The following is a 14,642-nucleotide window of genomic DNA, read 5'->3' as shown; positions in this document are numbered from 1 at the left end:
AGAGCGCGATGATTTCCGCTGAAGGGCGATCGCCGCGAACCGGGGAGGCACTCAGTTCGGCGGCGCGCCGAGCGCATGCAGGATGCCGCGCAGTTCGGCGAGGCCGCGCATGCGGCCGATGGCGGGGTAACCTGGCGTGACGACCTTGTCGAGATCGTCGAGCATGCGGTGGCCATGATCCGAGCGAAAGACGATGGTGTCTTGCGCGCCGCGGCGGCGATCCTCCGCAACCAGTTCGCGGAGAACGGCGACCATGTCGACGTCGCCTTCCAGATGCGCGCTTTCATGGAACGTCCGGCCGTCAGCCTCGCGCGTCGTGGCGCGCAGATGGGCGAAGTGGATGCGCGAAGCAAAACGCCGGGCGATCGCCGGCAGGTCGTTCTCGGCACGCACGCCGAGGCTGCCGGTGCAATAACACATGCCGTTCGCCGCCGATGGCACGGCATCGAAGAGCGCGGCATAATCATCGGCCGTCGAGGCGATGCGCGGCAAGCCGAACAGCGAGCGCGGCGGATCATCGGGATGCAATGTCAGCTTGACACCGCGCGCTTCGGCCGCCGGCGTCACCGCCTCCAGGAATTCGATCAGGTGCCGACGCAATCTTGCGGCATCGATGCCGCTATAGGCGACCAGCTTTTCCCGGAAGGCCGGAATGGTCAGCGGTTCGGTGGTCGACCCCGGCAGAGCCGAGGTGATGATACGGGTGATGTCGGCGATCTCCTCGTCCGACATAGCCTCGAAGACGACACGCGCCCGTTCGCGGTCCTCCTGGGAATAGTGCTGCGCCGCATCCGGCCGCTCCAGAATGAAGAGATCGAAGGCTGCAAAGCGTTCGTGATCGAAGCGCATGGCGGTAGCGCCCGTCGGCGTCACGTAATCGAGCTCGGTGCGTGTCCAGTCCACGACAGGCATAAAATTATAGCAGACGATCGGAATGCCGCAGGCGGCGACCGCTTCGAGACTGGCGATCCACGCCTCGATCTCGGCCTTCGCCTCGCCGCCCTTGCGCTTAACGGCGTCGGGGATCGGGATGCTCTCAACCACCGACCAGACGAGCGGGGAACGGTCGCCGGGCGTCGTCTCGATCAGAGCCTGGCGTTCGCGCACTTCCTTCTCTGTCCAAGCCCTGCCGATCGGCACCTGATGCAGCGAAGAGACGATATTCGTGGCGCCCGCCTGGCGGACATCATCCAGCGTCACCGGCGCTTCCGGTCCGAACCATCTCCAACCCTGTCGCATCCTTCTTCCTCCCTCGTTTTTCGTTTCGTGTTGGCCTGCCGTCAGCAGAAATAATCGGGGAAACGCGCGCGCAGTTCGTCGACATCGGGAATGACGGCGCTTAAGTGATGGATCATCGCACTACGTGCTGCCGCCGCATCATGAGCGGCGAGCGCATCGCGGATCATCATGTGTTCGTGCACCACGGTGTCCATGCGCCCGAGCACCGGCAGCGTCAGCCGCCGTGCCCGGTCGATCTGCACCTTGACCGTTTTCAGGATCGCCCAGATGCCGGGATAACCTGAGATCTGTGCGATCGCCTCATGAAAAGCCTCATCCTCCTCATGGAAGCTCGAGGCATTGCCGGTCGCAGCATGCCCCCGCTGGCGGGCAATGATAATATCGAGACGGGCGATATCGACGGCAGTCGCAGTCAGAGCCGCGGTCTCGACGGTCGTGCCTTCGAGCGCCTTGCGCACGACGACCGCCTCGGGGATCGCCGAGACCGGCACCCGCGATACAACGGTGCCCGACTGAGGGTAGATATCGACCAGTCCGCCTTCGGAAAGCCGGAGCAGTGCCTCGCGCACCGGCGTGCGGCTGACACCGAATTCATCGGCGATCCGCTTTTCCTGCAGCAGCATGCCAGGCGGCATCCGCAGCGACACGATGTCGGCATAGAGGCGATCGTAGATGACGCCGGCTGTGGTGATGCGGCGCAGCCTGCTCCCGACTTCCTGCGACGTCGCGACTGCCGAAACTTTGGTTTCTAATGCCTGACGCATGACATATCGGCGCGTTAAAACTTCGTGGCATACTAGTATATCAGTTTTATCACCTTGCCAAGACGTTCCGGCAGACTGTGGCGGTATGACTGGATCTGGAGGGGGCGGCACTTCGCGAAAGCGCGGGCGAACGGCACGAGCCTCGAAGCCCGATCTTTTGCGCCGAAGCATTCTTTGTTTGGAACTTAGATCGGCCGAGTTGGTTGAAATTCGAAGGAGACCCTTATGAAAAACTCGACACGACGCAAGACAAGCAAAGGTACGACCGACGGCGGCCGGCCGGAAGCCCCACCCGCCGCGGACGCAGGCGGACGGAAAATGGCTCGGCGAGCCGCAAACCAAATCGATAGGCAGAGCGCGTCGCCAGCAGCCAGCCGGGATGAGGAGATCCGAAAAATGGCGTACTCCCTGTGGGAGAAAGAAGGGAGACCGGAAGGCAAGCACAGGCATCACTGGACTCTCGCCGAGCATGAACTCGATGCACAGCAGGGTGAAGCCGGCAATCCTCCAAACCTCGCAGCACTGCGAGAGGCCTCGCGCGAACATACCGATGCATTCCTCGTCAAGACGGATCTCGAGGACGCCGATCAACGCGAAGCCTCCCCCGGCACGCGCGAGCAGGATTGAACTTTCCGCGCGCCAATTTCAGACCGCGCGCCAATTTCAGAAAGGTCCCCGACATGGCCGACAAACAGAACTTGAACGCCGGATTCACCGGCACGCCCGCTGAGCAGCCGGAGGGGTTGACCAAGGTCGCGAAGTCGGCCGCCAACGAGGTGAAGCGTGAGGCTTATGCGGTCGTCTCCGGCGCAAGAGAGCACCCACACACCGCAAGCGCATTGCTGCTTATCACCGGCATCATGGCATTCGGGCTTGGCTATCTCCTTGGTCGATCATCGGCGGAAGGTTCGACCCGCCCATATTGGCGATAACGGCGGCCGCTTCGATGAAAAACTGCGTCGGTTCTTCGATTACTGCATAATTCAAGGTGCTACATCGTCCTTTGCGCGTTCGAAAAGACATGCGGCGCTGCGGCTCTGACGATCCGAATGTTGCTGTCTTCTCTCCCCGCGATACGCTTTCGTCGGCCGCTGGACGAGAAAATCTTCAAATCCAGCCCGAACCTTAGACGTGTTTTCCGTTGAAGCCAGCCATACCGTCTTTTCCATTTGCCGCTCATCATCGCCGAGAACCACATCTGTCCGGACGCCTGTTGCTGGAATACCACGTCGAATAAAGCTATAGATTGCATCCTCATCACCGCTTGACAGCCGTGGTCACGATCCTTAGCGAGGCAGCATGGCCACGGTCAGGACCGGCAAAGTGAATTATTTCAGACAACTCAAGATGGCGGTGCTTTATCCCGGGAATGACACCGGAAGCGCCCTCGACCGAAACAACCGCATTGCGGTCTTTGCCTTTGCAATCCTTCCAGGGCTTTCGCCGAACTTTAACTCCTTCATCCTCCTCGCGTCGATGGCATGGGGCGCCTACTGTCTGGCCACGGGCAGCCTCAACTTGAACCTGTCGAGATCCGACCGGCTGGTTGCCATTGGCATGTCGATCTACCCGCTGGTGATGATCGCCAGTATCTTCATCAATCCGCCTTATTCCGAAGAACTGGACTGGATATTCCGGCTCCTGCCTTTCTTTTCGGTCTGGCTGATATTGCCGCGGATGCGCCAATCTCCCGATGGCCGTCTCGTGCCGCTGTTTATCCTCGGCGCAGGCATTGGCATGATCGTCACCTTTCTTTTCAGTCTCCTGCAGATCATGTTTCTGATGGAGAGGGCAGAGGCTGGAACTTCGAACGCTGCACTCCTGGGCGTGATAGGCGTTCTCTTCGGCGGCATCGCGCTTCTCAACGTTCAATCTTCCAGAAGCGTGGAGCAAAGAATTGCGATATTGGGATATGCCGCCGGGCTAGGTTGTGTTCTGCTTTCGGGAACGCGCTCGGCCTGGCTGGTCATTCCCGTCCATATCGTCATCTTTCTCTGGTATTTCCGCAAACACAGCTTCCATCTGAGTTTGCGCAGCCTTGCTATTACCAGCTCCTTGCTGTTGGCGGGACTTATCGCCCTGGGCAGCGGCCAGATCCTCCATCGCATCCAGGCGCTGCAGGAAAATCTGACGACGCTCGAACGCACCGACGGCGAGATCACGTCGCTCAGTGCGCGGTTCGCATTGTACAAAGGCGCACTATCGGCAATCAGTAAGGACCCGTTGACGGGTTATGGTCCGCAAAACCGGATGGCTTCGGTTTTGGCAGAGCTGCCCGATAACATACGGCCGCAGTTGCCCTACTCGCATGTCCACAACGGTTTTCTGACCGCCGGAATCGACGCCGGCGTTTTCGGCATTGCGGCGCTTTCGCTGATGCTGCTGACGCCTGTGATAGCCGCATGGAGAAAGGAAGCGGGACCGGGCCGGGACTTAGCCATTGCGCTCGCTCTTCTGCTCGTCAGCAGCTACGTCATAACGGGCAGCTTTGGCATCATGTTCAATCAGAAAGCCTTGGATCCGATCTTCGCTTACATGGTCGCCCTTATTTGTGCGGATCGCGGCAGCACGTGCTTTGCGCCCGTCGTTCGGAGCTGACGTCCGGCACCCCTTGAGCCTGCAGACCCTACGACGTGCTTTGAATTATCTCAGGCTGCCGTATTGGCTCGGCGCCGGTAAAAGCCATATCCGAGACCTCACCTGTTGACGAATAGCCGGAAACAAGCTCGGCCAACGTCGCGCGTGCAGCGATCATGTCGTTCCGGTCCAATGCCGCGTTGAGCGAGTTCAGCCTTTTCGACAGCTCCGGCCAGGATAAGAAATCCTCACGCGCCTTCATAATCCGAGGATGTTCGGTTGTTTCAGGATTATCCCCGATTAACAGTTCTTCGTAGAGCTTCTCGCCGGGTCTAAGGCCGGTAACGGAAAGCTCGATATCGCCTTCGGAATTGTTCTCGTCGCGGACGGTCAACCCGGAAAGCTCGACCATCTTGCGGGCGAGATCTGCGATGCGAACGGGCTCCCCCATGTCGAGCAGGAAAACATCGCCGCCGTCGGCCATGGCGCCAGCCTGGATGACGAGCTGCGAGGCTTCCGAAATGGTCATGAAATAGCGGGTTATATCAGGATGTGTCAGCGTAACGGGGCCGCCGTCCTTGATCTGCTGCCGGAAAAGCGGCACGACGGATCCGGAGGAGCCGAGGACGTTTCCGAAGCGGACCATGGAAAAATTTGTTCGCATTCTGTCGGTAGCCGGTTCTGCTGCGAGCGCCTGCAGAACCATCTCCGCCAACCTCTTGCTGGCGCCCATCACATTTGTCGGCCGCACGGCCTTGTCTGTGCTGATCAGCACGAAATTCGAAACGCCGCATTTAATCGCTGCGCGTGCCGTGATCAGCGTACCCATGACATTGTTCTTGATGCCTTCTACGGCATTGTGTTCGACAAGCGGCACATGCTTGTAAGCGGCAGCATGATAGAGCGTCTGCGGTCGCCAGCTCTGCATGATATGTTCCATGCGATCCTGGTCGCGGACGGAACAGAGGATTGGGACGATCTGCAGATTTTCGTATCTGTACAGTTCTGCCAGCTTCCGCAATTCGGCATGGATATTATAAAGCGCAAACTCGTTCTGATCGAGGAGGATCAGGCTGGAAGGCTCATTGCGGAGAATCTGGCGGCATAACTCTCCGCCGATCGAGCCACCAGCACCGGTGACCATCACCACCTTGTTGCGCATCGCCGTGTCGAGCAGCTCCTGCCGCGGCGCGACCGCTTCCCTGCCCAGCAGATCTTCGATCTCGAGCTCACGGATGTCGGAGACGGCGATGCGTCCCTGAGCCAGAGCCGTGAGATCCGGCAACGTGCGTACATTGACCCTGGCTTTGCGGATATGCTCCAGGATTTCGTTGCGACGCTGCCGCGTTGCTGATGGAAGAGCAAGGAGCACATTGTGCACGCCAAGGGTTCCCGCGAGCACGGGAAGATCCGAGGGGTCATAGATCGGCAAACCACCCATGACGCCGCCCTTGAGACGCGGGTCATCATCCAGATAGCCGACGACATTGAGTTCGGCGCTGTTGATCAAGGCACCGGCCAGTTGCCGCCCGGCCGTCCCTGCCCCATAGATCAGCACCTTGGCGAGCATATTCTTGTGCAGGATGCGCTGGTAGGTATCCCCGAGCCAATAACGGATACCCAACCGCGACAGGCCGATCGCAATCAACAGCAGGAAGGGCTGGAGGATGCCGACGGTTCTGGGAACGCCCGGAACGCTGAGGGCGGTAAATATCGTCATGAAGGCGACGCCGTAGATCGCAATCGCCTTTAGGACAGTAATGAAAGCAGCCATGTTGGCATAACGGAAGATCGCCCGATACATGCCCATGACGATGAAGATGGGAAGTGCCATGCAGAGCGAAACGAAGACCGGCAACCACTGCACACCGGTCAGCACCGTCCATTCGTTCAGGCGGAAACAATAGGCCAGCCACAGCGTCAGAACACAAAAGCTGGAATCCACCAGCAAAGCCAGAGCGCGTTTGGCAACCCGCGGCATCGCCAGCAGAGGGGCGACGAGCGCTTGCATCGGCATTAAGAACCATCCTGAGCGCGATGTCTCAGTGGGCGTATTTCCAGGCATTGTTTACCAGCGTTTCGCAGATCGATCGACACCACCTTCTTGTCATTTTCTGCAACGAGCGCAACTGAAATAATCGGAAACCAAGGTCTTCCGCGCTCCTTATCTATCAGAAGTAGGTAAGTTAATGCTTTATTCCCTTACGGCGGATTACCTTCCCGGCGGTCATAAACAGAATGCTTATGTCGAGGCCGAACGAGCGACGTTCGAGATATTCGATATCGAATTTTACCTTCTCCGGAATCGGCAATTCGTCCCGGCCATTGATCTGCGCCCATCCCGTCAATCCCGGCAGGAGCTTGTCGACGCCGTGGGCCGCCCGCAATTCAATAAGGTCGTATTGATTGTAGAGTGCCGGCCGTGGGCCGACGAAACTCATCTTCCCCTCGAGAATGCACCAGAGCTGCGGCAGTTCGTCGAGGCTGGATTTGCGCAGAAACGAGCCGATAGGTGTCAGAAACCGATCCGGGTTTTCGAGCAGATGTGTGGCAACTGTTGGTGTGTCGACGCGCATGCTGCGAAATTTCGGCATCAGGAAGATCTGATTGAAACGGCCGACACGTTTTGACCAGTAGAGGATCGGTCCCGGCGAGGTAAGGCGAACACAAAGAGCGACGATAAGGATCGGCACAAGCAGGATCACCGACGCAATCAAAGCCAAGAAGAAATCCATCGCCCGTTTCAAATCCATATTCCGAAGTTCTTCCGCCCCGTCGACCGACCATCCGGCATTCGCCGCTAGCGCTTGCCGTATCGTCAAAAAGCGTTTCGCGTCAACTGGAGGACATGGTGTTTTATCTAAACGAGGATCGTCAGAAACGTGAACTTCGTGTCTAGATCAGGCGGGCTTCCTTCTGCAGTGTTGGGCGGCCATTGCTTTGCTTGTTGATGGGCCTCGAATCGTCGAGGCACGCATCACAAGGCGTCGGGCTGCCGCTGGAGCCTTGCCGATAACTCCGGCGGCGACCAGTTCGGCAGGACGTGGACGGGCCTTCCGGTACGCAGATATTCTCCTACGTAGAACTTCGGCAGCATGGCGAACCCATACCATCGGCAGTCATGCTCGCCAGAACTTCGCCGCTGTTGGCGCTAAACGCGCGCCCTGCCGAGATGTCGGCACTGCCACTGCCGTCCGATAATGCCCAGCTCTCCCGCTTGCTCTCGCTGCTGTATGCAAGGCAGTCGTCAGGGGTCAGTTCGCTGGGATGCTTCATCTTTTGCGAATCGGCTTCCTGGAGCGGCTATCAGGATACGGCGCACGACGCTGATCTTCCGCCAGACGATTGTCGGCATTGCACCGGGCAGTTGGCGTCGCAACCTGTGACCCTGGCGATCGGGATGTTACGTTGAGGCAAGCACCGATGTCAGGCGATAATCGACGTAGCCTTCCGACTGGGGAGTGAATCGGGTGGCTGGCTCGTTGGGGAAGGGACAAGGTTGAATATGAGAGAGCTCTGCCAAGAACGTCCCTACGCAGAAGAGCCCAAAACCAACTGATCAAGGCGACTTCTGCTCAAGTTGGTCACGCAGATCGCAAGAGCGCCCAGACACGCCGAACCCTTGCAACGCATTTCGCGAAAAAATGTAATGGACATTGCCGGATCTCATCGCCGCAATACGTCGTGCTGAAGATGTCCCTGTCTTCCTCATTTAAGGTATCCGTATGAGCATCGATTCCCAGATCATAAATGCTGTTGACGATTCTCCCATCGCGGAAGAGCACAGCGCCCGCAACAAGCTCGTTATTGGCCTTCTTCTGGTTTCGGCCTTTGTCGTCATTCTCAATGAAACGATCATGGGCGTAGCCTTGCCCCACCTGATGGCAGATCTCAAGATCTCCGCAAGCTTGGCACAATGGCTGACCACGGCTTTCATGCTTACCATGGCGGTCGTTATCCCCGTCACCGGCTATCTCCTACAGCGTCTCAACACGCGGCACGTGTTCATCCTGGCCATGTCGCTTTTCAGCGTCGGCACGCTGATTTCCGCGCTCTCGCCGGGTTTCGTGGTGCTGGTCTTGGGACGCATCGTGCAGGCATCCGGTACGGCGATCATGATGCCTCTGCTGATGACCACGATCATGCACCTCGTGCCACCTCAGTCGCGTGGCAAGACGATGGGCAATATATCGATCGTCATCTCCGTTGCCCCCGCCATAGGCCCCACAATATCGGGCCTCATCCTCAGCGCGCTCGATTGGCGATGGCTGTTCCTCCTCGTCTTGCCGATCGCTCTGGCCGCCCTTGCACTCGGCGCTTGGAAAATGCGAAACGTCACGGAGCCGACGAAAGCACCGATCGACATTCTTTCCATTCCACTTTCCGCCATCGGCTTCGGCAGCTTTGTCTACGGCCTCAGTGGGCTGGGCGAAGCAGCCCTCCAACCGCCTATCATCTCGCCATGGCTCCCGCTGGCCGTTGGTGCGGTCGTGATTGCGGCCTTCGTCGCCAGGCAATTGCAGCTCCAGCGGCAAGGCCGGGCTTTGCTCGACATGCGCACCCTGATGATCAAGGCCTTCACCATCCCGGCGGTGATGATGGCAGTGCTGATGATGTCGATGTTCGGCGTGTTCATTCTGCTTCCGATCTACCTTCAGAACGTGTTGGGTTTGACCACACTGCAAACCGGTCTGCTCCTGCTGCCGGGAGGGCTGATCATGGGTCTCTGCGCCCCCACGGTTGGCAGCCTGTTTGATCGATATGGACCGGTGCTGCTCGTCGTTCCTGGTGCCATTCTGTTCAGTGCACTGATGTGGGCTCTGACATTCATTCAGCAGGACACATCATTCTGGCTGCTGCTCGTGGCCCATATTATCCTCAGCATCGGCCTTGCACTGATGTTCACACCGCTGTTCACCGCGAGCCTTGGCTCCTTGCCACCCAACCTCTATTCGCATGGCAGCGCGATGATAGGCACCACCCAGCAGGTCGCCGGTGCGGCTGGCACGGCACTCTTCGTCGCGATCATGACAATGACGGGTTCAAATGCTTCTTTGGCTGGCGCCGATGCCGCTGCTGCGACGACTGACGGAATTCGCGCCGCGTTCCTTTGCGGTGCAATCATCTCCGTGGCATCGGTTATCATAGCCTTCTTCGTCAGAAAGCCAGCTGGCGGGCACGCTGCGACCTATTGAACAGTGGCTTGAACAAGGATGGACGCTATCTGAGCCGCGGGCGAGATGTCTTGATGATCACAAAGCTGGCGACCCCCCGGCTACAAACTGGTGAACCAATAGGACCTCCAGGCCGCAAACTCATTTGGATTCGGACGATGGCCGTAAAAGCGTAAGATGTCGGCTGGACGAAAGATCGAGCACGCCAGCCAACTGCTATGGTTCAACCCGGCTGGACGGTCGCGTCTGGCCGGGTTGAGTCTTGAGTTTTACTTACCCATCATCTGCTTCGCGTTATCGGGCGTAATGGCGGTGGTATCGACCGTTACTGTTGCTGGCACCGACGAGGCGCAGTCCAGCAATATCGACTTAGCCATATCGACCGCCTCCTTGGCTCCTGTCGGATATGTGAAGGTCGCGGACCAGTCGCCCTTTGCGACTGCCTCGATCCCGCCTGCCGGACCTGGCAAGCCATCAGTGCCGATGATCTTCACGCTCTTGCCGGCACCTTTCGCAGCTAGCAGCGCACCCGCCGCCATCATGTCGTTGCTGGCATAGACCATCTTGATATCGGGATGAGCCTGCAGCATCGCGGCGAACGCGGTCTGTGCTTTATCCGGCAACCAGTCTGCCGCTTGTTCTGCCACGATCTGGATCTTGGAATTGGATTTCACGCCATCCTTGAAGCCATTCAGCCGTTCGACGGCCGGTGTGGAACTCGGCAGGCCCTGCAGTACGGCCGCCTCGCCGCCGTCCGGCAGAAGCGTCTTGCTCGTATATTCGCCGGCGGCCAACGCGATTTTATAGTTGTCTCCTCCGATGAAAGCTGTGTAGTCCTTGCCCGCCTCACCGTTCGTTTTGCGGTCAAGTTCGACGACCGGGATACCCGCGTCCATTGCCCGCTTGACGGCGGGCGTAAGCGGAGCCGCCTCGAAAGGCGAGATCAATAGAAGGTCAACCTTTTGGGTGATGAAATTGTCGACCTGCGATGTCTGAGTGTTGACGTTGCCCGCGCCGTCAGCGATCTGCAGCGTGAACTGCGGGACTGCCTTGGCGGCTGCCTCTAATTCATCGTTGACGTGCTGGCGATAGGGCTCCGCATTGTTGGCCTGCGAGAAGCCGATGACGAACTCGCCATCCTTGGCACAAGCCTTCACGAGCGGATCGGCAGCGTGAGCCACGCTGGCAATAGCAAGGCATGAGCCGGCCAGGAGTGCCATGCGCCCGGCATGCGACATTCGAAGTGCATTCTGTGTCATTACTTTCTCCTCCACATTGATCCCGGATCCACCCTCCGGGTGATGCCGCCACACTACCTGCCCAATCCTTCGCGGCGACGAACGAGGGATTGAAGGACTGCCGCCAGAACGATAATTGCCGCTGTGGCAAGCAACTGCATGGCTGGCGTGATGTTGTTCAGCTGCAATATATTGGCCAAAGCGCCGAGCATGATCGTACCGGCGATTGTTCCGACCATTGAACCCGACCCGCCAAACAGGCTGGTTCCTCCGATGACGACAGCCGCGATGGCCGTCAATTCATATCCGGTCCCATCATTGGCACTCCCAAAATTGAATTGTCCGGCATGGACGATGCCAGCAAGCGCCGATGCAAAGCCGGTAATGGCGTAAACGGCGATCTTGATTGCCGAGACCGGAACACCTGAGATGCGGGCGGCGCGATCATTGCCGCCGACGGCATAGACGTAACGGCCGAACCTCGTCGTGTTCAGCACGAGCGTGGCGATGCAGGCAAAGATCAAGAAGACGATCGTGGCAACGGGAACGACGTTACCGAATAGCCGACCGCCCAGAATGGCAAAGATGGGTGGAGCGAGCCCAGGACCATCACCATAGGAAATATTGATGTACTGATTGTCCGACACAACGAGTGCAAGCCCGCGGGCCGCCTGCAAGCCGGCAAGAGTGACGATAAACGCTTCAAGTCGAAACTTGCTTGAGATCGCGCCCTGGACCAACCCGAAACAAGTGCCCATCAGCAGCACTGCCAGCACCGTCGTGACCAGCCCAAAACCGCCTGAGACCATCAATGTTGCCGTTACGACGCTCGCAAGGCCAAGCGTCGCCCCAACCGAGAGATCAATCCCGGCGGTGATGATCACGAACGTCATTCCGATCGCAATGATGCCAGTTTCGGACACCGCGCGGACGATGTTGGCGATGTTGTCGGGTTGAATGAACAGAATGACACCGTGCCGACGCGGTGAGAAAATGATGCCCCCGGCGAAAACGAGTATAAGGCCGATCAAGCTCTGGAAGCGGACCAACACCGCGAGCGGATCAATCCGCTTGGCGGGCTGAACCGCTGGATTGGATGCGATTTGCTGTTCGGACATCAGGCCTCCCTCCCGTTGGCGGCCGCCAGGACTTCGTGTTCGTCGACGCCGCCAGAAAACTCAGCAACGCTGCTGCCGTTGCGCAAAACCACTATGCGATCGCATAGGCCGATCAGTTCGGGCATCTCGCTGGACGCGACAAGAATGCCCAATCCCTCTGAAGCCAGCTTGCGCAAGCGGGCGTAGATTTCTCCCTTTGCGCCGACGTCGACGCCACGTGTCGGCTCGTCGAGAAGTAACAAGCGCGGATTGCCCAGCACTTCCTTTGCGAGGACGACCTTCTGCTGATTTCCGCCAGAGAGTGCCCCGACCGCGATGCCGGGATTCTTTGGACGAATGTCGAATTGGCCGAAAGAGCTCTTGATCGCATCCTCTTGGCGCCGCGCCGACAGCAAGCCCTTTGGTGATATCCAGCGGATGATCGACATCACCAGATTGAGACCTACAGACATACGCAGCATGAGACCGGCCCCACGCCGGTCATCGGTTACAAATGCCAGTCCTGCCCTGCGAGCAGCCGCGATCGATTTAAGCCTGGTCGGCCTGCCACCAATCGTAATGTCCCCGTGCCATTGGCCGGGCACGCCTGTTCCGTATAGAGCGCTCAAAAGCTCGGTTCGACCCGCCCCCATAACGCCGGCGAGCCCGACGATTTCGCCACGCCGAACATCCAGATCGACTTTGATTGGCGCCTGCCACCCGGGTGACACGCGGTACGGGCGGAAGGAAGCCTGTCGCATCCGCAGGAGCACGTCACCAACACTGTGTGCCCGGCGGGGATAAAGCTCGTTCAAAGGACGTCCGACGAGAAGCTGCACCAGTTCGGCCTGCGGCGCATCTGGTTTGGTGACGCCAGCCACCTTGCCGTCGCGCATGACCGTCACGCGATGAGCGATCTGCGGCACTTCCTCAAGGCGGTGCGAGATATAGACGATGCCAACGCCCGACGCTGCCAGGCCACGCATGATGTCGAACAGTCGATCCACTTCGCCAACGGTCAAGGCAGCCGTCGGCTCATCCATGATGAGGGCTCGCGATGCGTAGGAAAGCGCCTTGACGATGGCGACGACCTGGCGCTGGCCGATCGAAAGTTCACTCACGAACTGGGCGGGATCGATAGATCGGTCGATCGCTTCTAGTCTTATACGCGCCTCTTGCAGCATCGCCTTCCCATCGAGCATGCCGTGCCGATGGACAAGCTCGCGCCCGAGGAAGAGATTGGCAGCCACGGTCAGGCTCGGAACCAGGTCCAGCTCCTGGAAGATCGTTGCGATCCCGGCTGCTTGTGCATCACGCGGGCTGTGAAAACGCGCGGGTTTGCCGTCGATGAAGATCTCTCCCTCGTCCGGCGTATTCACACCGGACAGCAGGTTTATCAGCGTGGATTTTCCTGCACCATTTTCACCAAGCAGCGCATGGATTTCGCCAACCTTTAGGTCGAAATCCACGCCGCGAAGCGCCTGAACGCCGCCGAAGCGCTTGACGACACCTTTCGCTGAAAGAACGACGTGGCTCATGCTGCTTCTCCACACGATTCACGCACTCGCAAAACCGGCGACAGTCGAATGGTCTCGTGGGGGCGGCGCTTGTTGCCGATCCGCTCGATCAGCAAGTCCGCCGCCTTCCTGCCAATCTCATCGCAAGGCTGGGCCATCAGCGTCAGGCGCGGTTCGAAATAATCTGCCCATTCGAAATCATCGATCCCAAGGACAGAAATGTCCTTGGGAACACGCAGCTTCCGCTCTCGGATAGCCCTCATAGCTCCGATCATCGCCAGATTGTTCGAAGCAAGAATCGCTGTCGGCGGCTCCTTCAGCCCCAGCAAACGGTGCGTCGAAGCAGTGGCGTCGGCGGTGCTGCGATTGCCGTCGCTGATTAAATTGTCCTCTACCTCTATTCCCTTCTCCGTCATCGCTGCGCGGAAGGCCTTTGCGCGCTCCACAGTCGTCGCAAAGCCAGGCTGACCGAGAATGATCCCAACCCGTCGATGATGCAGCGTGACGAGATGATCGACGAGCGTCCGTATTGCGGCGACGTTATCCGTCCCGACCTGATCGAAACGGTTGTCCGACAGCCTATCAACAAGCACACAGGGAAGGTCGGACCGGATGAGATAGTCCAGCGCTTTTTTAGGATCGCCCGAAGGGGCAAGTATAATCCCATCGACGCGACGCTGATGCAGATGCTGGATCAGTTCCAGCTCCCGGACCGGATCATCCTGCGTGTCACAGAGGAACGCGATCAAGCCTCGTTTGGAACACTCGGCCTCAATCGCGCAGATGATGTCACTGAAGTAAGGGTTCGAAATCGCGGAAATCGCGAGGCCGACAGTGCCCGTCGATGACAGTTTGAGCGAGCGAGCGACTGTATTGGGGATGTATCCGATTGCCTCCACGGACTCGATGACGAGCTTGACCTTCTCGGGTGAGACGTAGCGCGTCTTATTGAGGACGTGCGAAACCGTGGAGACTGAGACCCCAGCCGCCTTTGCCACCTCGGAAATAGTCGTCATGAGCGCACTCCAGCTCTCGC

At 58.7% G+C, this 14,642-nt stretch carries 12 protein-coding genes and 1 pseudogene; 4 read left to right on the top strand and 9 right to left on the bottom strand.

Features of this window, described 5'->3' with window-relative positions:
• Nucleotides 1-51: 51 nt before the first annotated feature.
• Nucleotides 52-1,239 (bottom strand): mannonate dehydratase, encoded by a 1,188-nt coding sequence (gene uxuA, locus ACIPSK_RS16370; protein ID WP_162116612.1) that lies wholly within the window; start codon nt 1,237-1,239, stop codon nt 52-54.
• A 41-nt stretch (nt 1,240-1,280) separates the two neighbouring features.
• The gene (locus ACIPSK_RS16365; RefSeq protein WP_162116611.1) at nt 1,281-2,003 is read right to left on the bottom strand and encodes a GntR family transcriptional regulator; all 723 of its coding nucleotides are present in this window, start codon (nt 2,001-2,003) and stop codon (nt 1,281-1,283) included.
• Between the two features lie 225 nt (nt 2,004-2,228).
• On the opposite strand from ACIPSK_RS16365, the gene ACIPSK_RS16360 reads away from it, so the two are divergent.
• The 3 genes from ACIPSK_RS16360 (at nt 2,229) to ACIPSK_RS16350 (ending at nt 4,601) form a co-directional block, all read left to right on the top strand.
• Complete coding sequence (locus ACIPSK_RS16360) at nt 2,229-2,630, top strand: DUF2934 domain-containing protein (protein ID WP_162116610.1); 402 nt, start codon at nt 2,229-2,231, stop codon at nt 2,628-2,630.
• Nucleotides 2,631-2,683: 53 nt separating this feature from the next.
• The gene (locus ACIPSK_RS16355; protein WP_026154694.1) at nt 2,684-2,935 is read left to right on the top strand and encodes a hypothetical protein; all 252 of its coding nucleotides are present in this window, start codon (nt 2,684-2,686) and stop codon (nt 2,933-2,935) included.
• 367 nt (nt 2,936-3,302) lie between these two features.
• The gene (locus tag ACIPSK_RS16350; protein ID WP_162116609.1) at nt 3,303-4,601 is read left to right on the top strand and encodes an O-antigen ligase family protein; all 1,299 of its coding nucleotides are present in this window, start codon (nt 3,303-3,305) and stop codon (nt 4,599-4,601) included.
• Nucleotides 4,602-4,629: 28 nt separating this feature from the next.
• Here ACIPSK_RS16350 and ACIPSK_RS16345 read toward each other — a convergent pair whose 3' ends face one another.
• The 3 genes and pseudogenes from ACIPSK_RS16345 to ACIPSK_RS16335 form a co-directional block, all read right to left on the bottom strand.
• On the bottom strand, nt 4,630-6,645 hold the full coding sequence (locus ACIPSK_RS16345) for a polysaccharide biosynthesis protein (protein ID WP_162116608.1): 2,016 nt from the start codon (nt 6,643-6,645) through the stop codon (nt 4,630-4,632).
• Between the two features lie 121 nt (nt 6,646-6,766).
• Nucleotides 6,767-7,333 (bottom strand): sugar transferase, encoded by a 567-nt coding sequence (locus ACIPSK_RS16340; protein ID WP_162116607.1) that lies wholly within the window; start codon nt 7,331-7,333, stop codon nt 6,767-6,769.
• Between the two features lie 236 nt (nt 7,334-7,569).
• A pseudogene (locus ACIPSK_RS16335) lies at nt 7,570-7,923 on the bottom strand (LysR substrate-binding domain-containing protein); the annotation flags it as partial.
• A gap of 382 nt (nt 7,924-8,305) precedes the next feature.
• On the opposite strand from ACIPSK_RS16335, the gene ACIPSK_RS16330 reads away from it, so the two are divergent.
• Entirely contained in the window at nt 8,306-9,775 is a 1,470-nt protein-coding gene (locus ACIPSK_RS16330) for a DHA2 family efflux MFS transporter permease subunit (RefSeq protein ID WP_162116606.1), read from the top strand.
• Nucleotides 9,776-10,023: 248 nt separating this feature from the next.
• On the opposite strand, the gene ACIPSK_RS16325 is transcribed toward ACIPSK_RS16330, so the two are convergent.
• Genes ACIPSK_RS16325 through ACIPSK_RS16310 form a run of 4 tightly spaced genes read right to left on the bottom strand, consistent with a single transcriptional unit; the run spans nt 10,024 to nt 14,622 of the window.
• Nucleotides 10,024-11,013 carry a substrate-binding domain-containing protein gene (locus ACIPSK_RS16325; protein WP_162116755.1) on the bottom strand — a complete coding sequence of 330 codons (990 nt, stop codon included), beginning with the start codon at nt 11,011-11,013 and terminating at the stop codon, nt 10,024-10,026.
• 53 nt (nt 11,014-11,066) lie between these two features.
• Nucleotides 11,067-12,110: an ABC transporter permease gene (locus tag ACIPSK_RS16320; RefSeq protein WP_130774252.1), complete on the bottom strand. Its 1,044-nt coding sequence runs from the start codon at nt 12,108-12,110 to the stop codon at nt 11,067-11,069.
• The gene (locus tag ACIPSK_RS16315; protein WP_162116605.1) at nt 12,110-13,627 is read right to left on the bottom strand and encodes a sugar ABC transporter ATP-binding protein; all 1,518 of its coding nucleotides are present in this window, start codon (nt 13,625-13,627) and stop codon (nt 12,110-12,112) included. Before ACIPSK_RS16315 ends, ACIPSK_RS16320 begins: the two co-directional genes overlap by 1 nt.
• Nucleotides 13,624-14,622 carry a LacI family DNA-binding transcriptional regulator gene (locus ACIPSK_RS16310; protein WP_162116604.1) on the bottom strand — a complete coding sequence of 333 codons (999 nt, stop codon included), beginning with the start codon at nt 14,620-14,622 and terminating at the stop codon, nt 13,624-13,626. Before ACIPSK_RS16310 ends, ACIPSK_RS16315 begins: the two co-directional genes overlap by 4 nt.
• Nucleotides 14,623-14,642: the final 20 nt, after the last annotated feature.

Source organism: Rhizobium sp. LARHSG275, from assembly GCF_052871115.1.
Note: the sequence above shows the minus strand (reverse complement) of the source record. Positions and strands in the feature narration are given on the sequence as shown.